General features: G+C 69.7%; 23 protein-coding genes. 16 read left to right on the top strand and 7 right to left on the bottom strand.

Annotated elements, in window-relative coordinates:
- The first annotated feature begins 106 nt into the window (after nucleotides 1-106).
- The 15 genes from DSC45_RS17705 (at nucleotide 107) to DSC45_RS17635 (ending at nucleotide 19198) form a co-directional block, all read left to right on the top strand.
- On the top strand, nucleotides 107-1111 hold the full coding sequence (locus DSC45_RS17705) for an ABC transporter permease (RefSeq protein WP_119292032.1): 1005 nt from the start codon (nucleotides 107-109) through the stop codon (nucleotides 1109-1111).
- 1 nt (nucleotide 1112) lies between these two features.
- Nucleotides 1113-2078, top strand: a complete 966-nt coding sequence (locus tag DSC45_RS17700) for an ABC transporter permease (protein ID WP_119292030.1) — start codon at nucleotides 1113-1115, stop codon at nucleotides 2076-2078.
- Between the two features lie 6 nt (nucleotides 2079-2084).
- Nucleotides 2085-3122 (top strand): ABC transporter ATP-binding protein, encoded by a 1038-nt coding sequence (locus tag DSC45_RS17695; protein WP_119292029.1) that lies wholly within the window; start codon nucleotides 2085-2087, stop codon nucleotides 3120-3122.
- Complete coding sequence (locus tag DSC45_RS17690; RefSeq protein WP_119292027.1) at nucleotides 3119-4195, top strand: ABC transporter ATP-binding protein; 1077 nt, start codon at nucleotides 3119-3121, stop codon at nucleotides 4193-4195. Before DSC45_RS17695 ends, DSC45_RS17690 begins: the two co-directional genes overlap by 4 nt.
- 234 nt (nucleotides 4196-4429) lie before the next feature.
- Entirely contained in the window at nucleotides 4430-5428 is a 999-nt protein-coding gene (locus DSC45_RS17685; RefSeq protein ID WP_119292025.1) for an ABC transporter permease, read from the top strand.
- Between the two features lie 61 nt (nucleotides 5429-5489).
- Entirely contained in the window at nucleotides 5490-7244 is a 1755-nt protein-coding gene (locus DSC45_RS17680; protein ID WP_119292023.1) for an ABC transporter substrate-binding protein, read from the top strand.
- 95 nt (nucleotides 7245-7339) lie between these two features.
- Nucleotides 7340-8350 carry an ABC transporter permease gene (locus DSC45_RS17675; protein WP_119292021.1) on the top strand — a complete coding sequence of 337 codons (1011 nt, stop codon included), beginning with the start codon at nucleotides 7340-7342 and terminating at the stop codon, nucleotides 8348-8350.
- 110 nt (nucleotides 8351-8460) lie between these two features.
- A complete protein-coding gene (locus DSC45_RS17670) occupies nucleotides 8461-9444 on the top strand; it encodes an ABC transporter ATP-binding protein (protein ID WP_240434715.1) in 984 nt (327 codons plus the stop codon).
- A gap of 14 nt (nucleotides 9445-9458) precedes the next feature.
- The gene (locus DSC45_RS17665; RefSeq protein WP_240434694.1) at nucleotides 9459-10748 is read left to right on the top strand and encodes an ABC transporter ATP-binding protein; all 1290 of its coding nucleotides are present in this window, start codon (nucleotides 9459-9461) and stop codon (nucleotides 10746-10748) included.
- Between the two features lie 210 nt (nucleotides 10749-10958).
- Nucleotides 10959-13958: a 3-keto-alpha-glucoside-1,2-lyase-like domain-containing protein gene (locus DSC45_RS17660; protein ID WP_119292017.1), complete on the top strand. Its 3000-nt coding sequence runs from the start codon at nucleotides 10959-10961 to the stop codon at nucleotides 13956-13958.
- A 129-nt stretch (nucleotides 13959-14087) separates the two neighbouring features.
- Nucleotides 14088-14747: a trimeric intracellular cation channel family protein gene (locus tag DSC45_RS17655; protein ID WP_119292335.1), complete on the top strand. Its 660-nt coding sequence runs from the start codon at nucleotides 14088-14090 to the stop codon at nucleotides 14745-14747.
- A gap of 74 nt (nucleotides 14748-14821) precedes the next feature.
- Nucleotides 14822-15682, top strand: a complete 861-nt coding sequence (locus DSC45_RS17650) for a thioesterase family protein (RefSeq protein WP_119292015.1) — start codon at nucleotides 14822-14824, stop codon at nucleotides 15680-15682.
- Between the two features lie 28 nt (nucleotides 15683-15710).
- A complete protein-coding gene (locus tag DSC45_RS17645; protein ID WP_119292013.1) occupies nucleotides 15711-16679 on the top strand; it encodes a helix-turn-helix transcriptional regulator in 969 nt (322 codons plus the stop codon).
- 141 nt (nucleotides 16680-16820) lie between these two features.
- A complete protein-coding gene (locus DSC45_RS17640; RefSeq protein ID WP_119292011.1) occupies nucleotides 16821-18008 on the top strand; it encodes a cysteine desulfurase family protein in 1188 nt (395 codons plus the stop codon).
- A 110-nt stretch (nucleotides 18009-18118) separates the two neighbouring features.
- Complete coding sequence (locus DSC45_RS17635; RefSeq protein WP_119292009.1) at nucleotides 18119-19198, top strand: polysaccharide deacetylase family protein; 1080 nt, start codon at nucleotides 18119-18121, stop codon at nucleotides 19196-19198.
- Nucleotides 19199-19213: 15 nt separating this feature from the next.
- Here DSC45_RS17635 and DSC45_RS17630 read toward each other — a convergent pair whose 3' ends face one another.
- Nucleotides 19214-20437 (bottom strand): saccharopine dehydrogenase family protein, encoded by a 1224-nt coding sequence (locus tag DSC45_RS17630; RefSeq protein ID WP_119292007.1) that lies wholly within the window; start codon nucleotides 20435-20437, stop codon nucleotides 19214-19216.
- A 116-nt stretch (nucleotides 20438-20553) separates the two neighbouring features.
- Between DSC45_RS17630 and DSC45_RS17625 the strand changes: the two genes are divergently transcribed.
- A complete protein-coding gene (locus DSC45_RS17625; RefSeq protein WP_119292006.1) occupies nucleotides 20554-21300 on the top strand; it encodes a TetR/AcrR family transcriptional regulator in 747 nt (248 codons plus the stop codon).
- Nucleotides 21301-21348: 48 nt separating this feature from the next.
- Here the strand turns inward: DSC45_RS17625 and DSC45_RS17620 are convergent, their stop codons facing one another.
- From DSC45_RS17620 to DSC45_RS17595, 6 genes are read right to left on the bottom strand one after another with little or no spacing between them, the layout of a single operon-like run.
- Nucleotides 21349-22047 carry a polysaccharide deacetylase family protein gene (locus DSC45_RS17620; RefSeq protein WP_119292004.1) on the bottom strand — a complete coding sequence of 233 codons (699 nt, stop codon included), beginning with the start codon at nucleotides 22045-22047 and terminating at the stop codon, nucleotides 21349-21351.
- Nucleotides 22047-22355 carry a hypothetical protein gene (locus tag DSC45_RS17615; protein ID WP_119292003.1) on the bottom strand — a complete coding sequence of 103 codons (309 nt, stop codon included), beginning with the start codon at nucleotides 22353-22355 and terminating at the stop codon, nucleotides 22047-22049. The genes DSC45_RS17620 and DSC45_RS17615 overlap by 1 nt, the downstream gene beginning before the upstream one ends.
- A 47-nt stretch (nucleotides 22356-22402) precedes the next feature.
- Nucleotides 22403-23257 (bottom strand): class II fructose-bisphosphate aldolase, encoded by an 855-nt coding sequence (locus DSC45_RS17610; RefSeq protein ID WP_119292001.1) that lies wholly within the window; start codon nucleotides 23255-23257, stop codon nucleotides 22403-22405.
- Nucleotides 23258-23313: 56 nt separating this feature from the next.
- The gene (locus DSC45_RS17605; RefSeq protein WP_162929261.1) at nucleotides 23314-24087 is read right to left on the bottom strand and encodes a DeoR/GlpR family DNA-binding transcription regulator; all 774 of its coding nucleotides are present in this window, start codon (nucleotides 24085-24087) and stop codon (nucleotides 23314-23316) included.
- Nucleotides 24077-25105: a D-2-hydroxyacid dehydrogenase gene (locus tag DSC45_RS17600; RefSeq protein ID WP_119291997.1), complete on the bottom strand. Its 1029-nt coding sequence runs from the start codon at nucleotides 25103-25105 to the stop codon at nucleotides 24077-24079. The genes DSC45_RS17605 and DSC45_RS17600 overlap by 11 nt, the downstream gene beginning before the upstream one ends.
- On the bottom strand, nucleotides 25105-25977 hold the full coding sequence (locus DSC45_RS17595; protein ID WP_119291996.1) for a carbohydrate ABC transporter permease: 873 nt from the start codon (nucleotides 25975-25977) through the stop codon (nucleotides 25105-25107). Before DSC45_RS17595 ends, DSC45_RS17600 begins: the two co-directional genes overlap by 1 nt.
- Between the last annotated feature and the right edge of the window lie 34 nt (nucleotides 25978-26011).

Below are 26011 nucleotides of genomic sequence, written 5' to 3'. Positions count from 1 at the left end.
TCTCACCCGGTGCCCCGTCGGACCGGTGCACCGCGCCCACGGGGTGATGCCCCATCAAGCCATCAAGGCTCGTACAGATCCCGCGCGTTGAAAGGGGCACACGGGGGTGTTGCGACTTGTCGTACGACGGCTGCTGCAGCTGATACCCACCTTGCTCGGCCTGTCGGTCCTGCTGTTCCTCTGGCTGAACCGACTGCCCGGCGGACCGGCTTCCGCGATCCTCGGAGAGCGGGCGACCGCTTCCGAAGTCACCCGCATCAATCGCCTGCTCGGCCTGGACGAGCCGGTGTGGGTCCAGTACTGGCGTTTCCTCAAACGCATCGTCCAGCTCGACCTCGGCACCTCGGTGCGGACCGGACAGCCGGTCTGGGACGAGTTCACGCTGCGCTTCCCGGCCACCGTCGAACTGTCCGTCGCCGCCATCCTCATCGCCGTCGTGGTCGGCGTACCGCTCGGCTACTTCGCCGCCCGCAGACGCGGCGGCTGGCTGGACGTGACCAGCGTGTCCGGCTCGCTCGTCGGTATCTGCATCCCGGTGTTCTTCCTGGCACTCGTGCTCAAGGGGATCTTCGCCGTCAACCTCGGGATCTTCCCGAGCTACGGCCGCCTCTCCACCGGTATCGACGCCACCGACGTGACCGGATTCGCCGTCCTCGACGGCGTCCTGACCGGTGAGTTCGACGCCTCCTGGGACGCGTTGATGCACCTCGCGCTGCCCGCGGTCACCCTGGCGTCCATCCCGCTCGCCGTGATCGTACGGATGACCCGGGCGAGCGTGCTCGAGGTGCTGGGCGAGGACTACGTGCGTACCGCCGAGGCCAAGGGACTGGCGCGCAGCGTGGTGCGCGGGCGGCACGTCCTGCGCAACGCCCTGCTCCCGGTGATCACCGCGGTAGGTCTGCTGACCGGGAGCCTGCTCTCCGGGGCCGTGCTCACCGAGTCGGTGTTCGCCTTCGGCGGCATCGGGTCCTTCATCAGACAGGCGATCGACGGGCGGGACTACCCGGTGCTCGTCGGCTTCATCATGTTCATCGCGATGCTCTACGTGCTGATCAATCTGCTCGTCGACCTGGCCTACAGCCTCATCGACCCGAGAGTGCGGGTGCACTGACATGAAGCCCCCGACCACGAAGGCCGCGAAGGCCGACCGGCTCGCCGAACTCATGGCTCGGCGCAGCGGCGACGAGGGCGGCGCCGGGCTGTGGACCGAGGCGCTGCGGCGACTCAGGCGCAGCAAGATGGCCCTGATCGGTGCCGTGATCATCGCCGTGTTCGTGCTGCTGGCGGTGATCGGCCCCTGGGTCGCACCGCACGGGCCGACCGCGCAGATCTGGCGCGCCGAAGTCTTCCCCAATCAGGGCCGGTTCGTCGGTCCGCGCTCGGAGAACTGGCTCGGTCTCGACCATCTCGGCCGCGACCAGTTCTCCCGGATGCTCATCGGTGCCCGCCAGACCCTGCTCGTCGGTGTCGTCTCGATGCTGATCGGCCTGGTCGTCGGTGCCCTGGTGGGCGCCGTCTCCGGCGCCGCTGCGACGCTCGGAGGCGCGACCGGCAAACGCGTCGACACCTTCGTCATGCGGGTCACCGACATGATGCTGGCGCTGCCGTCGCTGCTGCTCGCCGTCTCCATCGCGGCGGTCATGGGGCAGTCCCTGACCACTGTGATGATCGCCGTGGGCGTCGTCCAGATCCCCATCTTCGCCCGCCTGCTGCGCGGTTCGATGCTGGGCCAGGGCAGCCGGGACTACGTACTGGCCGCCAAGTCCCTCGGCGTACGCCGGCGGCGCATCGTGCTCACCCAGATCCTGCCGAACTCGGTGAGTCCGGTGATCGTGCAGGCCACCCTCAGCCTGGCCACCGCGATCATCGAGGCCGCCGCACTGTCCTACCTGGGCCTGGGCAACCCCGATCCGGCCGTGCCCGAGTGGGGCGTGATGCTCTCCCAGGCGCAGCGCTTCTTCGACAACGCCCCGATGATGTCCGTCTATCCGGCCCTCGGGATCATCGTCACCGCGCTCGGCTTCACGCTGCTCGGCGAGGCCATGCGCGAAGCCCTCGACCCCCGGCTGCGAGGCTGAACCGCCATGCCACTGCTCAGTGTCGAAGACCTCTCCGTCACCTTCCGGGGCGGTCACGGACGCCCGCCGACCCGGGCGGTCGACGGGGTCTCGTTCGAGGTGGACGCCGGACGTGTCACCGGCCTGGTCGGCGAGTCCGGCTGCGGAAAGTCCGTGACCGCGCTCGCCCTGATGGGACTGCTGCCCGCCAAGGGCGTGGACTGCGCGGGCAGCGCCGTACTCGATGCGGGTGCCGGCAGCGGGGCCGTGGCCGCCGGGCCCACCGATCTGCTGTCCATCCGGCCTTCCGCCCTGCGTGACCTGCGCGGCAGCCGCATCGCGATGATCTTCCAGGACCCGCTGTCGTCACTGAACCCGGTGGTGCCGATCGGCGTCCAGGTCACCGAGATCCTGCAGCGCCACCGCGGACTGCGTGGCGCGGCGGCCCGCAAGGAGGCCGCCGACCTCCTGGACCGGGTCGGCATCCCCGACCCCACCCGCCGGCTCAAGGAGTACCCGCACCAGCTCTCCGGCGGCATGCGCCAGCGCGCCCTGATCGCCATGGCCGTGGCCTGTGCGCCCCGGCTGCTGATCGCCGACGAGCCGACCACCGCGCTCGACGTGACGATCCAGGCGCAGATCCTGGAACTCCTCAAGGAGCTCGTCGACCAGGAGGGCACCGCCCTGTTGATGATCACCCACGACCTGGGCGTGGTCGCCGGCCTGTGCGAACAGGTCAACGTCCTCTACGCGGGCCGGGTCGTCGAATCCGCGGGCCGCCGCGAGCTGTTCGCGCACCCCACGCACCCGTACGCGCACGGCCTGCTCGGCTCCATCCCGCGCCTGGACGCGCCGCGCGGTGATCCGCTGCACCCGATCCGCGGTTCGATCAACGACCGCATCGCCTGGCAGGACGGCTGCGCCTTCGCACCCCGCTGCGACTTCTGCGACGACCAGTGCCTGACGGGCCCACCCGCCCTGACCGAACCCCACCGGGCGGACCACCGGGTGCGTTGCGTCCACCCCGTCCTGGACGACACCACGGCCGAGGAGGTCACGGCGTGAGCCTGCTCGAACTGCGCGATGTGAAGGTGCACTTCCCGGTCAGGGCCGGAGTCGTCACCAACCGCACCATCGGCCATGTCTACGCCGTCGACGGCGTCTCCCTCACCGTCGAGGCCGGCCGTACCTACGGACTGGTCGGTGAGTCGGGCTGCGGCAAGACCACACTCGGCCGCGCGGTGCTCCGCCTGGTCGACGTGACCGCCGGCGAAGTCGTTCTGGACGGTACGGATCTGGCCAGGCTGCCCGGGGAGGAGATGCGCCGCTTCCGGCGACGGCTGCAGATGGTCTTCCAGGACCCGCTCGGCAGTCTCAACCCGCGCCAGAACATCGAGTCGATCCTCGCCGAGGGCATGACGGCGCACGGCATCGGCACCTCGCGCGAGGACAGGCACAACCGCATCCTGGCCATTCTCGACAAGGTCGGCCTGCCGGCCAACGCCCTGGCGCGCTATCCGCACGAGTTCTCCGGCGGCCAGCGCCAGCGCATCGGGATCGCCCGCGCGCTGGTCCTGGAACCCGACGTGCTGATCTGCGACGAGCCGGTGTCCGCGCTCGACGTGTCCATCCAGGCCCAGGTGGTCAACCTCCTGGAGGAACTGCAGGAATCGCTCGGCCTCACCTACGTCGTCATCGCGCACGACCTCGCGGTGGTCCGCCACATCGCGGACGTGGTCGGCGTGATGTACCTCGGCGCCCTCGTCGAGGAGGCGCCCAGCGACGTCCTCTACGCGGCCCCCAGGCACCCGTACACCCGGGCCCTGATGTCCGCCGTCCCGATCCCCGATCCGGACGTCGAGGACGCCCGTGAGCGGATCCTGCTCACCGGCGATCTGCCCTCCCCGGCCAACCCGCCGACCGGCTGCCGTTTCCACACCCGCTGTCCCTGGAAGCGGGAGGCCCGGTGTGCCACAGAACGCCCCGAAATGCGGGAACTTGCCGACGGTCATCGCGTTGCATGCCACTTCGCCGAGGAGATCGCGGAAGGGAACGGTGAGCACATCGCGAAGAGTGAAGTCTCGCCTGTCCGTTCCCGTACCTCTGGGACCGATGTGGTACCTATAGTCCCGGACTGACGGGGTCGGACACCAACTGCCCCGTGTCCGCCCCTCGTTCACCGGAGTCCGGATAACGGAACCCCCCAGACAGCATCACGGTTGCGCATCCTTTCCCCGGGGGGACTGGCGGGTGATCGCGGGGCCGTTGAAGACTCCCGGCAGACACGGGCTTCGGTCCTGTGTACGAGAACCGAGCCGTTACAGCGGCGGGCGTGGGCCGACCACAGTCGGCCGAGAGGGGTCAATCGCACCGTGACCGCACCGATCGAGACCACCGGCGCGGAAGCCGAGGCGCAGCCGGAGGCTGTGCTGGTCGGGGTCAAGAAGAGCCAGATCGAGGGGCGTTCCCTCGGCCAGATCGCCTGGATGCGCTTCAAGCGCGACAAGGCGGCCATGGCCGGAGGCATCGTTGTCGGGCTCCTGATCCTGATGGCCATCCTGTCCCGGCCCATCCAGTGGCTGTTCGACCTGGACCCCAACAAGCTGAACCAGAACCTGGTCGATCCGACCCTGCGCGCGCCCTACGGCGGCTGGGGCGGCATGAGTTGGGACCACCCGCTCGGCGTCGACCCGGGGTTCGGGCGCGACCTGCTCGCGCGCATCATCGAGGGCTCCTGGGTCTCGCTGATCGTCGCCGTGGGAGCCACGCTGCTCTCGGTGACCATCGGCGTGGTCATGGGCGTCGTGGCCGGGTACTACGGCGGCTGGGTCGACGCGTTCGTCAGCCGCATGATGGACACCTTCCTGGCCTTTCCGCTGCTCCTGTTCGCGATCTCCCTGTCCGCCTCCGTACAGGACGGCTTCTGGGGGATCACCGGACTTCCGCTGCGGATCGGCGTACTGATCTTCGTCATCGGGTTCTTCAACTGGCCCTATATGGGCCGGATCGTGCGGGCGCAGACCCTGAGCCTCAGGGAACGCGAGTTCGTGGAAGCCTCCCGCAGCCTGGGCGCCCGCGGACCGTTCATCATCTTCCGCGAGCTGCTGCCGAACCTGGTGGCACCGATCCTCGTGTACTCCACCCTGCTGATCCCGAGCAACATTCTCTTCGAGGCCGCGCTGAGCTTCCTCGGTGTCGGAATCGCCCCGCCCCAGGCGTCCTGGGGCGGCATGCTCACCGAAGCGGCGGACCAGTACGAGGTCGACCTGCAGTTCATGTTCGTGCCAGGCCTGGCGATCTTCGTCACCGTGCTGGCATTCAATCTGCTGGGTGACGGTCTGCGTGACGCACTCGATCCCCGCAGCAAGTAACAACGGACGGCCGACCTTGCGCACCGTGCCGTACCCATCTACCAAGGGGGCTTTCCTCAGGATGAAGACCAAGAAAGCGACAGCCGCCCTGGCGTCAGCCATCGTGCTGGCGCTCGGAGCGTCGGCGTGCGGCGGCGGCGGTGGCAGCAAGGACGGCAGCGACGGCGGCGGCGGTGTGGCCGATGCGGCGCTCAAGTCCATCGTCAACAAGTCCGACAAGAAGGGCGGCACCGCCACCTTCGAGCACTCGGACGTCCCGGACTCGCTCGACCCGGGCAACACCTACTACGGGTGGGTGCAGAACTTCTCGCGTCTGTACGGCCGTTCGCTCACCACGTTCAAGCCGGCCGCGGGCTCCGAGGGCCTCGAGGTCGCCCCCGACCTGGCCGAGGGCCTGGGCAAGCCGAGCAAGGACGCCAAGACCTGGACGTACAAGCTCAAGAAGGGCGTCAAGTACGAGGACGGGAACGTGGTCACGTCCAAGGACGTGAAGCACGCGATTCTGCGCTCGAACTTCGCGCCCGAGGCGCTGTCCAACGGCCCGACGTACTTCAAGGCGTACCTCGAGGGCGGCGACAAGTACAAGGGCCCGTACAAGGACAAGGGCAAGGACCTCAAGTCCATCGAGACCCCGGACGACCACACGATCGTCTTCCACCTGGCGAAGCCCTTCGCCGACTTCGACTACCTGGCGACCTTCTCGCAGACGGCCCCGGTGCCGGCGGCGAAGGACAAGGGCGCCGAGTACGTCAAGAAGATCGTCTCGTCCGGCCCGTACAAGTTCGAGTCCTACAACGAGGGCCGCAGCGCCACCCTGGTGCGCAACCCCGAGTGGGACAAGAAGACGGACAAGCTGCGCCCGGCCCTGCCGGACAAGATCACCATCAAGTTCAAGGTCAACCCGACCACGGTCGACCAGCACCTGATGAACGATCAGATCACCATGGACGCGGCCGGCACCGGTCTGCAGACGAAGACCCAGCCGAAGGTCCTCACCAAGAAGGCCGAGCGCGACAAGACGGACAACCCCTACGCGGGCGCCCTGTCGTACCTCGCGATGTCGACCAAGGTGAAGCCCTTCGACAACATCGAGTGCCGCAAGGCCGTCCAGTACGCGACGGACAAGGTGTCGATCCAGCAGGCCCTCGGTGGCGACACCAAGGGTGACGTGGCCAGCACCATGCTGCCGCCCACGGTGAACGGCTACACCAAGTTCGACACGTACAAGACCCCGGGCAACAAGGGCGATGTGGCCAAGGCCAAGGCGTCCCTGAAGAAGTGCGGCAAGCCGAGCGGCTTCGCGACCAACCTGACCGCCCGCTCCGACCGCCCCGACGAGATCGCCATGGCGACCGCGCTCAAGGCGTCCCTGGAGAAGGTCGGCATCAAGGCCGAGATCAAGCAGTTCCCGTCGGGCAAGTACTTCGGAAACTTCGCCGGTAACCCGAGCTACGTCAAGGAGCACGACCTCGGCCTGATGATGATGGCCTGGGGCGCGGACTGGCCGACCGGCTTCGGCTTCCTCGACCAGATCGTCAACGGTTCGGCGATCAAGCCCTCCGGCGGCAACAACCTCATGGAGCTCGACGACCCGAAGGTGAACAAGGCCCTCGCGGACGGCATCGCCATGACCGACGACGCCGAGCGCACCAAGAAGTGGGGCGAGGTCGACAAGCTGGTCATGGACACCGCCTCCGCGGTGCCGCTGATCTACCGCAAGAACCTGCTCTACAGGGCGGACTCGTCGACCAACGTCACGGTCACCCAGGCTTATCTCGGAATGTACGACTACCTGCTGGTCGGAACCTCCAAGTAGCCCCGTCCGCCAAGCAATTCTGAAAGGCAGGTGAAGGCTCCGGTGTCCGCCGGACCGGGCGACCCCCGGTCCGGCGGCCCCGGCGCCGATCGGCTGTGACTGCGTACATCATCCGACGCGTGATCGCCGCGATAATGCTGTTGCTGGTGGTCAGCGCAGTCACCTTCGCGATCTTCTTCCTCGTCCCACGGATCGGCGGACAGACCGTCGACCAACTTGCCGTCCAGTACGTCGGCAAGGACGCCAACCCCGAGTCCGTGGCGGCGGTCAAGAAGAACCTGGGCCTAGACCAGCCCCTCCTCGTCCAGTACTACGACTTCGTCAAGGCGATCGTGATGGGCGCGAACTACCAGTTCGGCCCCGACCCGGTCGAGTGCAGCCGGCCCTGCTTCGGCTACTCGTTCAAGACCCACGTCGAGGTGTGGCCCGAGATCGCCCAGCGCATCCCGGTCACCCTGTCCCTCGCCATCGGCGCCGCCGTGCTGTGGCTCGTCTCCGGTGTCACCATCGGCGTCATCTCCGCCCTCAAGCGGGGATCCATCGTCGACCGGCTCTCCATGACGGTCGCCCTGCTCGGCGTCTCCCTGCCGATCTTCTTCACCGGTCTGCTGGGTCTCGCCCTCTTCACCTCGCAATGGCCCATCTGGGAAACGATCGAGTTCGTACCGTTCTCGGAGAGTCCGGGTGAATGGGCCTGGAACCTGCTGTTGCCCTGGGCCAGCCTCGCCTTCCTCTATTCGGCTCTCTACGCACGACTCACCCGTGCCGGAATGCTGGAGACGATGAGCGAGGACTACATCCGCACCGCACGTGCCAAGGGTCTACGCGAGTCCAAGGTCGTCACCCGGCACGGGCTGCGCGCCGCGCTCACCCCGATCGTCACCATCTTCGGCATGGACTTCGGTCTGATGCTGGGCGGCGCGGTCCTGACCGAGTCGGTGTTCTCGTTCCAGGGCATGGGCGCCTATGCCGTACAGGCAGTGCGGGAGAGTGATCTGCCCATCGTCATGGGCGTGACCTTGACCGCGGCCTTCTTCATCGTCTTCTGCAATCTGATCGTGGACCTGGTGTACGCGGCCATCGACCCCAGGGTGAGGTACTCGTGAGCGACCTGGACAAGAAGCGGAGCGCGCCGGACACGGCGGCTGTCTCGGAGCCCACGGCGCTCGTCCCCGGGACCGCCGAGGAGACCTTCCTCTCGGTACGGGACCTCAAGATCCACTTCGACACCGACGACGGTCTGGTGAAGTCCGTCGACGGCGTCTCCTTCGACGTGCGCCGCGGCAAGACCCTCGGCATCGTCGGCGAGTCGGGCTCCGGCAAGTCCGTCACCTCGCTCGGCATCATGGGCCTGCACCAGAAGGCCAAGGTGTCCGGCGAGGTGTGGCTGGACGGCGAGAACCTCGTCGCCGCCGACCCCGACCACGTACGACGGTTGCGTGGCCGCAAGATGGCGATGATCTTCCAGGATCCGCTGTCGGCTCTGCACCCGTACTACACGGTGGGTGCGCAGATCACCGAGGCGTACCGGGTGCACCACCCGGTCGGCAAGAAGGAGGCCAAGGCCCGGGCCGTCGAGATGCTCGACCGGGTCGGCATCCCGGAGCCGGCCAAGCGCTTCAGCAGCTACCCGCACGAATTCTCCGGCGGTATGCGCCAGCGCGCGATGATCGCGATGTCCCTGGTCAACAACCCGGAACTGCTGATCGCCGACGAGCCGACCACCGCGCTCGACGTGACCGTGCAGGCGCAGATCCTGGACCTGATCCGGGACCTGCAGAAGGAGTTCGGCTCCGCGGTCATCATGATCACCCACGACCTGGGCGTCGTCGCCGAGATGGCCGACGACCTCCTGGTCATGTACGGCGGCCGCTGCATCGAACGCGGCAGCGCCGAGAAGGTCTTCTACGAGCCGCAGCACCCCTACACCTGGGGCCTGCTCGGCTCGATGCCGCGGATCGACCGTGACGAGACGGACCGGCTCATCCCGGTCAAGGGCTCCCCGCCCAGCCTCATCAACGTCCCCGACGGCTGTGCCTTCAACCCGCGTTGCCCCTACGCCGACGTCCCCAAGGACAACCTGACGCGTACGGTCCGCCCGGAACTCCGCGAGGTCGGCAGCGGGCACTTCTCCGCCTGCCACATGTCGCAGGAGGAGCGGACGCGGATCTGGACCGAAGAGATTGCGCCGAAACTGTGAGTGAAAAAACGGACGTGACCAAGCCGGACCAGACCGCGGACAAGCCCGGGAGTTCGGCCGAGCCGCTGCTCAAGGTCGACAACCTGGTCAAGCACTTCCCCATCAAGAAGGGCCTGCTGCAACGGCAGGTCGGTGCGGTGAAGGCGGTCGACGGACTGAGCTTCGAGGTACGCCCGGGCGAAACCCTCGGCGTCGTCGGCGAGTCCGGCTGCGGCAAGTCGACCATGGGCCGGCTGATCACCCGGCTGCTCGAACCGACCGGCGGCCGGGTCGAGTTCGAGGGCCACGACATCACCCATCTGAACGTCGGCAAGATGCGGCCGCTGCGCCGCGACGTCCAGATGATCTTCCAGGACCCGTACTCCTCGCTGAACCCGCGGCACACCATCGGCACCATCGTGAGTGCGCCGTTCCGGTTGCAGGGGGTTCAGCCCGAGGGCGGGGTCAAGAAGACCGTCCAGGAGCTGCTCGCCCTGGTGGGCCTCAACCCCGAGCACTACAACCGCTATCCGCACGAGTTCTCCGGCGGTCAGCGCCAGCGCATCGGCATCGCCCGCGCGCTCGCGCTCAAGCCGAAGCTGGTCGTCGCGGACGAGCCGGTCTCGGCGCTCGACGTGTCCATCCAGGCGCAGGTGGTCAACCTCCTCGACGACCTGCAGGACGAACTCGGCCTGACGTACGTGATCATCGCGCACGACCTGTCGGTGATCCGGCACGTGTCGGACCGGATCGCGGTGATGTACCTGGGCAAGATCGTGGAGCTCGCGGACCGCAAGGACCTCTACACCAAGCCCATGCACCCGTACACCAAGGCGCTGCTCTCCGCGGTGCCGGTGCCGGACCCGGCACGGCGTGGGACCAAGAACGACCGCATCCTGCTCCGCGGTGACGTGCCCTCGCCGATCTCGCCGCCGAGCGGCTGCCGTTTCCACACCCGGTGCTGGAAGGCGACCGAGATCTGCACGACCAAGGAGCCGCCGCTGCTGCAGCTCGGCACCGGTCACCAGGTCGCCTGCCACCACCCGGAGAACGCCGACGACCAGGCGCCGCAGGACACCGTGCTGCTCACGGCGGCGGTTGCGGCCGCGGAGGTCGCGGGGGTCGAGGTGCCCGAGGGCAAGGCGTCGGGCGTGTCCAAGGGCTCGTCGGCAGAGTCGGCGGACGCGAAGCCTGCCGTGTCCGGCGAGTCCGGCGCGTCCGCCGCATCCAAGGCTGACGACACCGTCACCGACTCCGAGGCCGAAGCCGCTCCCCAGCCCGGCTCCGACTCCGGTGACACTGGCGGGAGTTCCGCCGCCAAGTAGCGCGCAGCAGCTGTCCGAAAATCGCCGGGCAGGCCCCAACTCCGGGGCCTGCCCGGCGTTTTGGCGTGTGCCGGGACTTTGAACTCATCGATGACAAAGTATGGACGCGCACAGCTGAAGTCTCCTAGCGTGTGCGCCGCAACAGCTCGGAGTTTCGCGCGCACGGACCCCCGGTTCGACTCGAAGCGGGGCCATTCCGCTGGAGGAGACTTGAACTCACGACTGTTCCACCGCGGCCGAAGACGACTCACCACCCTGCTCGCCGCCGCGGTCGCCGCCGGCGGACTTGCGTTCACCACCCCGTCTCCCGCCCAGGCAGAGGATCTGCCGCCGCAGGAACCCGGCGTCACCATGCGCGTCTTCGACGTCCAGGCGCCTCTCGAGAAGATCTGCACCCTCAAACCGGGCCAGACCCCGAACGCCGACGAGCTCAAGCCGAACATCGACTGGTCGACTCCCGAGGACTTCGGCGGATTCAGTGACCGGTTCGTCGCCCACGCGCTCGGCAACGTCCATGCTCCCGAGGCCGGTTCGTACGACTTCCGGCTGACCAGTGACGACGGCTCCCGCCTGTACATCGACGACCAGTTGGTCATCGACCACGACGGCACGCACGGGGCGGACGAGCCCAAGGACGGCACGGTCGAGCTGACCGAGGGGCCGCACTCACTGCGTATCGAGTACTTCGACCGGGACGGCGAGCAGCAGCTCACCCTCGGCTGGAAGCCGCCGGGCGCCGGCGACTTCGCCGTGGTGCCGGACGAGGCGCTCACCACCGACGCCGACGTCGTCCGGGTCACCGCTCCCGGCCGCAAGGAGTGCGAAGGCACCCAGGACACCCCCGGCGACGGACTGCCGCTGACCGAGGTCCGGCCCGACCACAAGCTGACCGACCTGCGACCGGAGGGCTTCGAACCGCAGGTCACCGGCATGGACTGGATGCCGGACGGCCGCATGGCGGTCAGTACCTGGGGCGGTACGGACAACATCGAGGGTGAGGTCTACCTCCTCGACAACGTCACCGGCGACACCGGCCCCGACAAGGTGAAGGCCACCAAGGTCGCCGAGGGCCTGAAGGAGCCGATGGGCCTCAAGGTCGTGGACGGCAAGATCTTCGTCTCGCAGAAGCACGAGCTGACCGAACTCGGTGACAGCGACGGCGACGGCGTGATGGAGGACTACAAGACCGTCGCCACCTGGCCGTACGGCAGCAACTTCCACGAGTTCGCCTTCGGCCTGCTCTACGAGGACGGCTACTTCTACCTGAACCTGTCCGTGGCCATCGACCTCGGCGGCGCCACCACCGACCCGCAGCCGGCGAAGGACCGCGGAGCCACCATCAAGGTCAACCGCGAGACCGGCAAGGTCAGTTGGGTCGCCGGCGGGCTGCGTACGCCGAACGGTCTCGGCAAGGGACCCGACGGTGAACTCTTCGCCACCGACAACCAGGGCGGCTGGCTGCCCTCGTCGAAGCTGGTGCACGTCAAGCAGGACCGCTTCTTCAACCACTACACCAACCCCGCGGGACCCTTCGACGACAAGCCCGTCACCGATCCGGTCCTGTGGCTGCCGCAGAACGAGATCGCCAACTCGCCCAGTAATCCCATCCAGTTGGACGAGGGCCGGTTCGCCGGGCAGATGCTCTTCGGCGACGTCACGTACGGCGGGATCCAGCGCGGCTATCTGGAGAAGGTCGACGGCGAGTACCAGGGTGCGGTCTTCCGCTTCACCCAGGGCCTGGAGGCCGGGGTCAACCGGATCAGCAAGGGACCCGACGGCGCGATCTACGCCGGCGGACTGGGCGCGGACGGCAACTGGGGCCAGGAGGGCAAGCTCAAGCACGGCCTCCAGAAGCTCTCCCCGAACGGAGAGAACGCCTTCGACATCCTCGCCATGCGCCACAAGGAGGGCGGCTTCGAGCTCGAGTACACCAAGCCGCTCTCGGACGAGACGGTGGAGAAGCTGGCCGAGCGCTACACCGTCGAGCAGTGGGGATACACCCCGACCGCGGAGTACGGCGGACCGAAGATCGGCGAGGAGACCCTGAAGGTCACCTCGGCGAAGCTCTCCGACGACCGCAAGAAGGTCACCCTCGCGGTCGACGGCCTGAAGCCGAAGCGCGTCGTGCACGTCCGCTCGCCGCGCCCGTTCAGCTCCGCGGACGGCGAGACGCTCTGGTCCACCGAGGCCTGGTACACGCTCAATTCGATGCTGGGCGAGCAGCCGGTGAGCAACCACCACGAGGCGGAGGAGGCGCACCTCACCGGCTCCGCGGGCATCGACACCGAGCACGCGGGCTACTCCGGCAGCGGCTTCGTGGACGGCTTCGGCGAGGAGGGCGCGTCCGCCACCTTCGACGTGACGGCGGAGAAGGCCGGCACCTACGACGTGGCGCTCCGCTACGCCAACGGCGGCTATCCGGAGAAGGGCACCAAGTCCCTGTCCGTGTACGTCAACGGGGAGAAGGCGAAACAGACGGAACTGCCGGACACCGGTGAGTGGTCCACCTGGTCCTCGCGGTCCGAGCCGCTGAAGCTTCGCAAGGGCGCCAATACGGTGTCGTACCGATACGACCCGGGTGACACCGGCCACGTCAACCTCGACATGATCACCGTCAATCCGCGGGGCGAGCCGATCCAGCTCTTCGACGGCGCGTCCAGCCTGGCCAACTGGCAGCATCCGAACGGCGATACGCCGTCCTGGCCGGTGACGGACGACGTGATCGAGGTGGCCGAGGGTGATCTGCGCACCAAGCAGAACTTCCAGGACTTCAAGCTGCACGCCGAGTTCTGGCTGCCCGAGCTGCCGGACGACGTGACCGGCCAGGACCGCGCCAACAGCGGCATCTACATCCAGGAGCGCTACGAGATCCAGATCCTGGACTCCTACGGCGACGACACACTCGACAACAACGAGGCGGGATCGATCTATCTGCAGAAACCGCCGGACGTGAACGCGGCCACACCACCGGAGACCTGGCAGTCCTACGACATCGAGTTCCGGGCCGCGCGCTTCGACGCGGACGGCAAGAAGACCGAGGACGCCCGGGTCAGCGTGGTGTGGAACGGCCAGAAGGTCCACGACGACGTGGCCATCGAAGGGCCGACCGGTAACGGTGCCCCGGAGGGTCCGGCAGCGGGGTCGATCAAGCTGCAGGACCACGACAACAAGGTCCGGTACCGCAACGTCAGCATCGAGCCACTGGACTGACCCCTCCCCGGGACGTGCCCGCGCATGGCACGACCCCGGCGCCCGCCCCCGCGGCCCACTTCCCCCCTGGCCGCCGGGGCGGGCGCGGGCGGTCCGGCGTGCGGCCGGAATCCCGGCAGAATGACCCGGGTGTTCCAGGACCTCTTCACGCCCTCCGTCCAGCACGGCCTCGACGTCGCGGGGATCTTCGTCTTCGCGATCTCCGGCGCGCTGCTCGCCGTGCGCAAGAACTTCGACGTGTTCGGCATCGCGGTGATGGCCGAGGTCACCGCGGTCGGCGGCGGTCTCTTCCGGGACCTGGTGATCGGCGCCGTACCGCCCGCCGCCTTCACGGACCTCGCCTACTTCGTCACTCCGCTGGTGGCCGCGACACTCGTCTACTTCCTGCACCCGGAGGTGCAGCGGATCAACCGGGCGGTCAGCACCTTCGACGCCGCCGGGCTCGGCCTGTTCTGCGTCACGGGCACGGTCAAGGCGTACGAGTACGGCCTGGGGCTCACCGCCTCGGCGACGCTGGGCCTGGCCACGGCGGTCGGTGGCGGAGTGCTGCGTGACGTCCTCGCGAACGAGGTGCCGTCCCTGCTGCGCTGGGACCGCGATCTGTACGCCGTACCGGCCATGGTCGGCGCGGGCATGGTCGCCCTCTGCCTGCGCTTCGACGCCCTGAACCCGTTGACCAGCGGCCTCGCGGTGGTGACCGCCTTCTCGCTGCGGATGCTCGCCATGCGCTTCCACTGGCGGGCACCGCGGGCCTGGAACCGCAGGTCGGGAACGCCGGACGAGGCGTGAGCCGACGCCGGGCGGCCAGCGTCTCCGACAGAGAAAGCTACCGCTCAGTAGTAACTTGTTGTAGCGTGCTGCGCATGACTCAGGGCACGACACAGGGCGGCACGTGCGCGGCCGTCGGCGACAGCGAGTTCGATCGCGACACCGCGGTGACGCGACGCGAGCCCGGCATCTACGACGTCGACCTCTCCGCGGGCTGGACCATCATCAACGCGGTCAACGGCGGCTACCTGCTCGCCGTCCTGGGACGCGCCCTGTCCGACGCCCTGCCGCACTCGGACCCGTTCTCCGTCTCGGCGCACTACCTCACCGCCTCACAGCCGGGCCCGGCGATCGTCCGTACCGAACTCGTCCGCGGCGGCCGCACGCTCTCCACCGGCCAGGCCTCGCTCTTCCAGTACGACGCCGAGGGCCGCGAGATCGAGCGGATACGCGTGCTCGCCTCGTACGGGGACCTCGACGCCCTGCCCGACGACGTGCGCACCAGCGCCACGCCCCCGGACATCCCGCCCGTCGAGCACTGCTTCGGACCCGAGGACGGTCCGGCGCCGGTCCCCGGCAGCTCCGCGATCACCGAACGGCTCCGGCTCAAGCTGGACCCGGCCACGCTCGGCTGGGCGCTCGGAGCGCCGTCCGGAAAGGGCGAGATGCGCGCCTGGTTCGGACTCGCCGACGGCCGCGACGCCGATCCGCTGTCGCTGCTCCTCGCCGTGGACGCGCTGCCGCCGACCGCCTTCGAAATGGGCATCAAGGGCTGGGTGCCGACCGTCGAGCTCACCGTGCACATCCGCTGCCGTCCCGCGCCGGGCCCGCTCCGGATCTCCGTCACCACCCGCAACCTCGCGGGCGGCTTCCTCGAGGAGGACGCCGAGGTCTGGGACACCGCCGGCCGCCTCGTCGCCCAGTCCCGCCAGCTGGCCCGGGCACCCAGAGGGTGAACCGGGAGCGGCACGGGACACTGGTGCGGTGAAGTCAGACCGGCTGCTCTCCATCCTTCTGCTGCTCCAGACCCGTGGCCGGGTGCCCGCGCACGAACTCGCGGAGCGTTTCGAGGTGTCGGTACGTACGATCTACCGCGACGTCGAAGGGCTCTCCGCCGCCGGGGTGCCCGTGTACACCGAACGCGGGCGGCACGGCGGGATCAGCCTGCTGCCCGGCTACCGCACCGACGTCACCGGGCTCACCTCCGACGAGTCCCGCGCGCTGTTCATCCTGGCCGCCTCGGGCGCGCACGCCGCGCTCGGGCTCGAGGGCGCGTTCGGCTCGGCACTCCGCAAGGTCATGGCCGCACTGCCCGAACCCCACCGCCCCGCCGCCGAGTTGACCTCCCGGCGGGTCCTCGTCGACACCGCACGCTGGCGCGGCGGCCCGCAGCAGACCACCGACCTCGACGTCCTGCAGGACGCCGTCTTCACCGACCGCCGGCTGCGCCTGCGCTACCGGCACAGTGGAAGCCGCCACCCGCGCACCTACACCGTCGACCCCTACGGGCTCGTACAGAAGGCCGGTGTCTGGTACCTCGTCGCGGACCGCTCCGGGAAGCCGCAGCTCTTCCGCGCGGATCGAGTGGCCCGGGCCACCGTCACCGACGCGGCGGTGCGGCGGCGCCCCGGCGTGACCCTCGCCGACGCCTGGGAAACACTGCGCCGCCGGGTCGAGGAACGGCAGGGCGGCCTGGTCGTGACCGCACGGGTGGAGGCGGCCCGGCTCGATCTGTTCGTACGGATCAACGGCGTCTTCATGACCGGACCGCCGGTGGTGGAGGGGGAGTGGGCACGGGTCGAGCTGGCCTTCGGCGACCTGCGCGAGACCCGCACCCTGCTCTCCTTCGCGGACCGCCTGGAGGTCCTCTCGCCGGCCTCGGTGCGCGCCGAACTGGCGGCCCTCGCGGCCGCGGTGGTCCGGATGTACGCGGGGTCGCAGGACACCCCCTAGACCCCGCCCGATGCACGGGCCCGGGAGGGCCGCGAGGCCGGGCGTACGCCCGCGCGCCGGCCCAGGCGCGCGGCCGCCGAGTGCCTTGCAGGGATGCGCCGGGCATGCGCCTCACCCCGGGCTCGTAGAATCGAGCGCATCATGGCCTATCTCGACCACGCCGCGACCACTCCGATGCTTCCCGAAGCAGTCGAAGCGATGACCGCGCACCTCACCGTCGTCGGCAACGCCTCCTCGCTGCACGCGGCGGGACGGCAGGCCCGGCGTACCGTCGAGGAGGCCCGCGAGACGCTCGCCGAGGCCCTCGGTGCCCGGCCGAGCGAGGTGGTGCTCACCGCGGGCGGCACCGAGGCGGACAACCTGGCGGTGAAGGGTCTCTTCTGGGCCCGCCGGGACGCGGACCCCGCCAGGACGCGGGTGCTCTCCAGCCCGGTCGAGCACCACGCCGTGCTCGACGCCGTGCACTGGCTCGGCGAGCACGAGGGCGCCACCGTCGAGTACCTCCCGGTCGACGGCCATGGCCGGGTGCACCCGGAGGTGCTGCGCGAGGCGATCGCCCGCAATCCCGCCGACGTCGCGCTGGCCACCGTCATGTGGGCCAACAACGAGATCGGCACGGTCCAGCCGGTACGCGAACTCGCGGACGTGGCAGCGGAGTTCGCGATCCCGCTGCACTCCGACGCGGTGCAGGCCTTCGGTCAGCTGCCGGTGGACTTCGGCGCCTGTGGCCTCGCGGCGATGGCGGTCAGCGGACACAAGATCGGCGGGCCGTACGGCATCGGCGCGCTGCTTCTCGGCCGCGAGTACACGCCCGTGCCCGTACTGCACGGCGGCGGGCAGGAGCGTCAGGTGCGCTCGGGGACGCTGGATGTGCCGGCCGCCGCCTCGTTCGCCGTCGCCGCCCGGATCGCCGCGGAGCAGCAGGAGCGCTTCGCCCGCGAGATCGGCACGCTGCGCGACGAACTGGTCGCCGCCGTCCTGGACGCGGTGCCGGACGCGATCCTCGGCGGCGATCCCGCACCGGCGGGCCCGGACGGCATCCCCGGCCGGCTGCCGGCGAACGCGCACTTCACCTTTCCCGGCTGCGAGGGCGACTCGCTGCTGCTCCTCCTCGACGCCCAGGGCATCGCCTGCTCCACCGGCTCCGCCTGCACGGCCGGCGTCGCCCAGCCGAGCCACGTCCTCCTCGCCACCGGCACCGACCCCGACCTCGCCCGCGGCACCCTGCGCTTCTCCCTCGGCCACACCACCACCCGCGAGGACGTGAAGGCCGTCGCCAGGACCATCGGCCCCGCGGTGGACCGGGCACGGGCGGCGGGGCTGAGCTGAGCGGCCGAGACGGTGAGCAATAGCGAGCAAATTCTGCTCGTTATTGCTTATCCCGGTGCCGCATTCCAGGCTGGGACGGTCGACGCAAGCCATCTCGCGGGAGAACGTTCATGTCCGAGTCCAGCCCCGAGTCCAGCCCCGAGCCCCGCTTCGAGCCCAGCCCGGGGCACGTCCCTGCGCAGGCCGCACTGGAGGCCAGTCGCGTACGCGTCGCGCAGCGCAAGGGGGTCCCGATGGTGGTGTCCCTGCGGACGGCCGGTGCCGCCACCCCGCCGGCCGACCCGTCGGCCGGCGATCTGCGCCTCGCCCGGCTCTTCGAGGCCTGCCACGCCCAGCTGCACCCCGACGGTGCGGACGACGAGTCCGCGCTGATCGCGTCCTTGGCGGCCGCCGGGTACCTGAGCCTCACGGGGGACGCCACCGGGGAGCCTTTCGAGGAGGAGGCCGGCGGAACGACCGACCGCTCACCCGCGGCAGCGTGCCCGCAGCCCGGCCCGGCGGAGATCAACTATCGCTCCACCCTCTCCGACCTGCGCGCGGGCCGCTTTTTGCGGGTCATGAACTACCACAACACCCCGCCGAGCATGCGGGGCGAACTGGTCGACGAACTGCGCGGCCTCGCACGGGACTTCGCCACCGTCACCGTCGACGACCTGGACCGGTTCGCCCGGACCGGTGTGTGGCACCAGGAGAAGCCCCCGGTGCTCCCGGTGTTCTACGAGGGCTACCGCGACAACTACGAGGTGGCCGCGGCGGCCTGCGAGGAGGCGGGGGTGGTGGGCTGGTTCTTCATCTGCACCGCCTTCCTCGACGCACCGGTCACCGAGCAGTACGACTACGCCTCGGCCCACCGGATCAAGCTGGTCGACGAGAACCCGCGTGCCGAACGCATCGCCATGACCTGGCAAGAGGTGGCGGACCTGCACCGCAGGGGGCATGTCGTGACACCGCACACGGCCTCCCACGAGCTGGCCGAGCGGGTGGTGACAGCGGCGGACCTGCGCCGCGAGGTGATCGAGCCCAAGCAGCGGATGGACGAGGCGACCGGCGGTGACGCCGCCTGCACCGCCTGGCTCGCCGGCACCCACTGGACCGGTCGCACCGACCCCGACCGTGCCCTCGTGGATGCCGGGTACCGCTATGTCTTCAGCAACACGATGATCCAGCGCCTCCCGGACGCGGCCGCCTGACCCGGCACGCAGCCGTCAGCCTTCCTCGCGCAGGCCCCACGGCGAGCCGTACTCGGTGAGCAGGTCGAGGAAGGGGCGGGGCGGCAGGGCCTCGGGGCCGAGGACCCCGCTGCCGGACCAGAGGCCGCCGGCCAGCAACTCCAGGGCGACCACCGGATTGACGGCGGTCTGCCAGACCACGGCCTGCGATCCGTACTCGCGCATCGACCACTGGTTGTCGACCACGTGGTACAGGTACACCTCGCGTGCCGCGCCGTCCTTGGTGCCCTTCACCCACGTCCCCGCACAGGTCTTGCCGGTCATACGGTCGCCGAGGGTGGCCGGGTCGGGCAGGCAGGCGGCGACCACGTCCCGCGGCGACACCTCGACCGGGCCGTCGGGGCCGGGCACGGTGACCTCGGCCGTCGAGTCGAGGCCCAGCTCGTGCAGTGTCTTCAGCTTGGCGATGAAGTCGTCCCCGAGGCCGTACTTGAAGGTCACCCGGCGGGCGTCGATCCGCCGCGGGATCAGGAGCACCTCCTCGTGCTCGACGTTCACGCACTCCACCGGCCCGATGCCGTCGGGGAACTCGAAGACCTCCGGCTCGCTGAACGGCGGGGTCGTGAACCAGCCGCGGTCCTTCTCGTAGACCACGGGCGGGTTGAGGCACTCCTCGATCGTCGTCCAGATGTTGAAGGACGGTGCGAAGGCGTAGCCCTCGACGGCCAGGTCTGCGCCGTCGCGGATCCCGATCTCCTCGATCCCGTCGAAGAGTTCGTCGGCCGCGTACCGCGCGAACACGTCGGAGAGGCCCGGTTCCACGCCCATGCCGACCAGCGCGAGCCGGCCCGACCGCTCCCACCGGGCCGCCTGCTCGAACTGTGCGTCGCCGAGCTTCACCCCGCACTGCTCGTACGGCCGCGCGGCGTGCGGCGAGGACAGCGACATCGCCATGTCGACATAGTCCGTGTCCGCCGCGAGGGCGGCGTCGAACAGCGGCATCACGAAACGCGGGTCGGTGGCGTTCAGCAGGACGTCGCAGTTCTCCTCGAGCAGTGCGCGGCGCACCGCGTCCTCGTCTGAGGCGTCCAGGCGGAGCGCGCTGAAACGGTCCCCGTGCTCCTTCAGCGCGGCGACGGCGGCTTCGGCGCGGGAGAGGTCGTAGTCGGCCACGACCATGTGGGTCAGGAAGTCCCGTCGGGCCGCGATCTTGGTGACGGCGGTGCCGACGCCACCCGCGCCCACCAGCAGTACTCGCATGTCAACTCACCTTTCGTCGCCCGTGGATGAGCATCCGCGGGGGTTGACCCGATGCAACGGGAGGGCTTGCATTAACGTCAATGGCGTTGGCGTAAGGCCGGAGAGGGGAGTGCGTGATGCCCAAGCACGTGGTGCCGGAGGCGGCACGCCGCAGGCGACGGCCCACCAAGGAGGGCACGGTGCTGTCCGAGTCGCTGATCGTGCACACCGCCCTGCGGGTGCTCCGCGAACACGGCGGCCCGGGCCTCACCGCGCGCCGTCTCGGCACCGCACTCGGCGCGGACCCCAGCACCCTCTACCGGTACTTCGCCGGCATGGACGACCTGACCCGGGCCATCGGCGAGGAGCTGATGGGCCGGGCCCTGGACGACTGGGCGGCCACCGGAGAATGGCGGGCCGACCTGCGCGCCCTCGGCCTCGCCATCCACTCCTCGTACCTGGCCCACCCCCAGGCCGCCGTGCTGACCGCCAGCCGGGTCACGGGCCGGCCCCGTGAGATCGCGGTGGACGAGACGATCCTCGCCCTCCTGCACGGCGCGGGCTTTGCGGACGGTGCCGCCGTCCGCGTCTACCACGCGTTCATCGACCTGAGCCTCGCCTTCGCCGCGCTCGACGCCGGTTCGCTGGCCCTGACCGACGAGGCACGGCAGGCGGACGAGGAGATGTGGAGCTCCACGTACGCCCGGCTTCCCGCCGACACCCACCCGCGAATCGCCGCCACCGCCCAGCTTCTGGCCGGCCGGATGAACCGCACCGCCTATCCGGTCGTCCTGGACGCGCTGCTGCAGGACGCGGCGACCCTGCTCGATGCCGAGCAGGGTCGCTCCGACTCCGGGGAGCGGGCGGCGAAGCGGACCTCCTGATGCCGAGCCCGCTGTGGAAAGGGCGCGTCGAGGGCGCACGAGGTGCCGTCAGCCCAGGTGCTGCACCATCGTGTTGCTGAACTGGTAGCGGTAGCCGGCCTCTCGCACGGCGGCGTCCACCCGCGGATTCTTGCCGAAGGGCGTGCCCCAGAGGAACGCCGTGCAGGCCGCGTCCTGGCCGGTGACCTCGTCCATCCGCCGTTTCGGCTCGAAGACCTCCCGGCGGACGGCCTCGTCGGTCTCCAGGGAGGCCGCGCTCGCGTGGCTCGCGGTGTGCGGCGTGACGACGTGGCGGGTACTCAGGTCCGCGACCTGGTCCCAGGTCATGGCCAGCCGCTCGCCCTTGCGGTCCTCGGGGACGAGGTCGATGTTGTGGGCGTTGGCGTAGTCGAACTGCTCGGCCACCGGCACGTCGAGGAACGCGGTGCAGATGAAGAACCAGGCGGTCAGGCCCGCTTCCTCGGCCAGTGGTGCGGCCACCTCCGCGCTGTTGCGGTAGCCCTCGTAGAAGACGGGGATGATGCCGGGCCGTGGCTTGTGCCAGGAGCCCGTGGTCCGGAAGGTGTCCAGGTCCTCCACCGTCACCGGGTCGAAGTCCCGGGCGAGCGCCCGGAGTTCGGCCCTGATCCGGTCGGTGTCCGCCTCCGGGGTGTTGTGGTAGTTCACCACCCGCAGGAACCTGCCTTCGCGGAAGGCGCGTTCGTGCTCGGTGAAGCTCGCGGTGGTGAGGCCGTCGGGCTCGGACATCACTGCTCCTCGGAGTTCGGTGCGGCGGTGGTCCCGGGCGTGAAGTGCGCGACGGCCATGACCTGGAGGACGTCGATGAGCGCGGGCTCGTCGTCGTCCGCGCGCTCCGGGGCGAGTGCGGACCGGTAGTGGCCGACCAACGTGGCGAGCCGGGCGCCCTCGGCTCGTACGGGTTCCTCGTGTGCGGGCCGGGCATCGGCGCTCTGGAAGGCCAGGAACATGGGGATGCCCTCCCGTTCGAGGGCGCGGTCGGTGCAGTCGGCGAGTACGCGGTGGGGATCGGCGACCGGTTCGGGGCCGGTGGGCATGGTCGTTCCTCTCGACGGTGAAGGGTGATCGGTGTGGGCCGGACGTCTCACGCGGTCCGAGCGAGACGGGCGGCGCCCACCAGGCGCAGCTGCGCGGCGGCTGCCTCGGCCATGGCGGTCCGGCCCGCGCCCAGGTAGCGGCGGGGGTCGACACCGTCGGTCGCCGCCAGGGACTTCCGGACGGCCGCGGTGAACGAGGCGTTGAGATGCGTGCCGAAGTTGATCTTCCGCATGCCGTTGCGGACGGCTTCCACGAGTTCGGCGTCGGGTACGCCCGACGAACCGTGCAACACCAGCGGTACGTTCACCGCGTCCCGCAGCCGGACGATCAGTTCCTGATCGAGTCGGGCGGTGCGCTCGGTCATGGCGTGCGAGCTGCCGACCGCCACGGCCAGCGCGTCCACGCCGGTGGCCGCCACGAACGCGGCCGCCTGGCCGGGATCGGTCCGGGCGGTGGCCGAGTGCACACCGTCCTTGCCGCCGATCTCGCCCAGCTCCGCCTCCACCCAGACGCCCCTGGCGTGCAGGCGCTCGGTCACCTCGGCGGTCACGGCGACGTTCTGCTCGTGCGGCAGTACGGAGGCGTCGAACATCACCGAGGTGCAGCCCAGATCGGCCGCGGCCGCGGCCAGTTCGGGGTCGTCGACGTGGTCGAGATGGAGCGACAGCGGCGCCCGGCAGCTCCGGGCCACCGCGGAACAGGCGGCGACGATCGCGGACGGGTCCCCGCCGTGGTACCGCACGGCGTTGTGGCTGACCGCGAGGATGGCGGGCAGTCCCGTGTCCGCGCAGGCGGCGGCGATCGCCTGTGCGTGCTCCAGGGTGATCACGTTGAACGCCAGGGCGGCCGCGCCGGAACGCGTCGCCAGGTCGACGACGTGGGAAGTGGCTGTCAGGGGCATGAGGGCTCGATTCGGTTCGGGGGGAGACGGCCGCGGCGCAGGGCGGTTCGGCCGGCTCAGGCGTGCAGTACGCGTCCGCCGACACCGACGACCGCGGCGGGCACGGGGTGCGCGGGCGCGGCGTCGGTGACGAGGGTGCCGACCCGTTCCACGGGAGCGAGCCGAACGGGACCTCTGCGCCCGAGCTTCGACTCGTCGGCGAGGACCACGATGTCGCGCCCGGCGTCGAGCAGCGCGCGGTCCGTCTGGGCCTCGTCGACGTGGGCGCCGGTGAGGCCGGCTTCCGCGTGCAGTCCGTACGCACTGCTGAAGACCTGGTCTATCTGCAGCTCGCTGAGAGCCAGTTCCGCCAGATGTCCGAGCAGGGACTGCTCGCGGTGGCGCAGCACTCCGCCGATGACTATCACGTCGATCGAGGCGGTGGCGGAGAGGATCTGGGCGATCGGCAGGGCGTTGGTGACGACGGTGAGGCCGCGGCGCTCGGCGAGCCGGCCGGCCAGTGCCTCCGTGGTGGTGCCGCCGCTGATCAGGATCGTGCTGTGGTCACGGACCAGGGACAGCGCGGCGCCGGCGATGCGCCGCTTCGCCTCGGGCTGCTCGGCGGCCCGGGCCGGTTGGTCCGGCTCCACCGCGTCGGCGACGACGGTGGCCCCGCCGTGCACCCGTCGCAGCAGGCCCTGGAGTTCCATGTCGCGCAGGTCCCGGCGGACGGTGGACGGGCTGATGCGCAGCAGCCGGGACAGCTCGACGACGTTGACCGCACCCCGGTTGCGCAGGCGGTCGAGGACGGCATGGTGGCGCTGCGGCGCCAGGAGGAAGTCAGTAGCCACGGCCACGGTCCACCAGGTTGAGCAGGTCCGAGCCGGCCAGGTGCCGCTCGACGTTCTCGCCGACGAGGCGCAGGACCTGCTCCTCGTAGTCCGGTGCGAACCCCGCTACGTGCGGGGTCAGCAGTACGCCCGGCTCGGTCCACCACGGACTTTCCGCGCTCAGTGGCTCCTCGTCGAAGACGTCGAGCGCGGCGCCCGCCACCTGGCCCGAGCGCAGTGCCTGCCGCAGGGCCTCCTCGTCGACGATGCCGCCGCGCGCGACGTTGACGACCATCGCGCCCTCCTTGAGAGCGGCCAGGGCGCCGGCGTCGACCATGTTGCGGGTCTCGTCCGTGAGCGGGCAGGTGACCACGAGGTAGTCGCAGCGGGCGAGGAACTCGTACAGGCGGTCCGGGGTGTAGATCTCGGCATCGGCCTCGTCCCGCGCCGCGGCGCCGAAGTAGGCGCCGGTACGGGGCGCCGCGCCGCGCTTGAGGCCGAGGACGTTCATCCGGTGTGCACGGGCGAGACGGCCGATCTCCTGGCCGATCCGGCCGTATCCGATGACACCGAGAGTGGCGTCCCGCAGGGAACGCGGCATCAGCGTGTTCCAACGCCGGCTCAGCGACGGCCAGTCGGCGGACTGCTGGATCGCCACCGCACGGGGCAGGCGGTGGGCGAGGCCCAGGACCATCATCATCACGTACTCGGCCATCGGCACCGGCGAGATGCCGCCGATGGAGGTGATGGGCACGGGCAGCTCCCAGGCGGGCGTCCCCTCGAGGTGATCGGCGCCCGAGGTGTCGAGCTGGATCCACTCGAGCGCCGGTGCCCGGCCGGGATCCGGGAACACCGCGCCGGTGTGCAGGATCTGGGTGCGCCGCCACACCTCGTCGGGGACGTCGGCGGCCTTCCGGGCGGTGATCTGGGTGATCTCGAGGCCGGGTACACGCTCCCGAAGGCGGTCGAGCCACCTGTCGGAGAAGGCGAGGGTGCTGAGGTAACGGACGGTGCCGGAGGAGCCGTTGGCGGAGGTCATCACTTGATTCCCGATCGTGCGAAGCCCTGGACGAAGTACTTCTGGAAGCACAGGAAGATCACGACCATGGGCAGGACGGACAGCAGGGCGAGGGCCATGATCGCGCCGTAGTTGGCGGTGTATTCGCCGTTCACGAACTGCATGCCGACGGAGAGGGTGTAGAGCCGCGAGTCCTTGAGGACCGTCAGCGGCCAGGCGAAGTCGTTCCACTGGTACAGGAAGGTCAGCAGCGACAGCACGGCGATGAGCGGCTTGCACAGGGGCAGCACCACGGTCACGAAGGTGCGCAGCTGGCCCGCTCCGTCGATGCGGGCGGCCTCGAGGATCTCGTCGGGGATGCCGAGCATGAACTGCCGGGCCAGGAAGATGCCGAACGCGGTGGACGAGGCGGGCAGGATGACCGCCCAGAAACTGCCGAACAGGCCCATACCGCTGACGAGTTTGAACTGCGGGACCATCAGGACCTGCACCGGCACCGTCATGGTGCTCAGGAGCACGAGGAAGACCAGGTTGCGGCCGCGGAAGCGCATCTTCGCGAACACGTAGCCGGCGAGCAGGTTGATCGTGACGGTGATCGCGACCACGCAGCAGGTGATCACCGTGGAGTTCATGGCCCATGTCCACACCGGGAAGTCGAAGACGATCCGGAAGTTGTCCAGGGTGAAGCGGCTCGGCCACCAGTGGAGGCTGGTGGTGTGCAGGTCGGACAGGGGCGAGAAGGCCGTCAGCAGCATCCAGAACAGCGGGAGTGCCATGGCCAGGCCGGCGAGGGCCGCCGCCGCGACCCGGACGTACTTCAGGCGCTTCGCGCGTCGGTGGCGGGCGGAGTAACTCGTGTCCGGCCCAGCAGGTTTCGTTGCGATCGTGGACATCGGAGTCCTTCGGGACGGGGCGGAGGGAGGGGAG

It is taken from the genome of Streptomyces sp. YIM 130001 (assembly GCF_003574445.1).
Taxonomy (GTDB): Bacteria; Actinomycetota; Actinomycetes; order Streptomycetales; family Streptomycetaceae; genus Streptomyces.
Note: the sequence above shows the minus strand (reverse complement) of the source record. Positions and strands in the feature narration are given on the sequence as shown.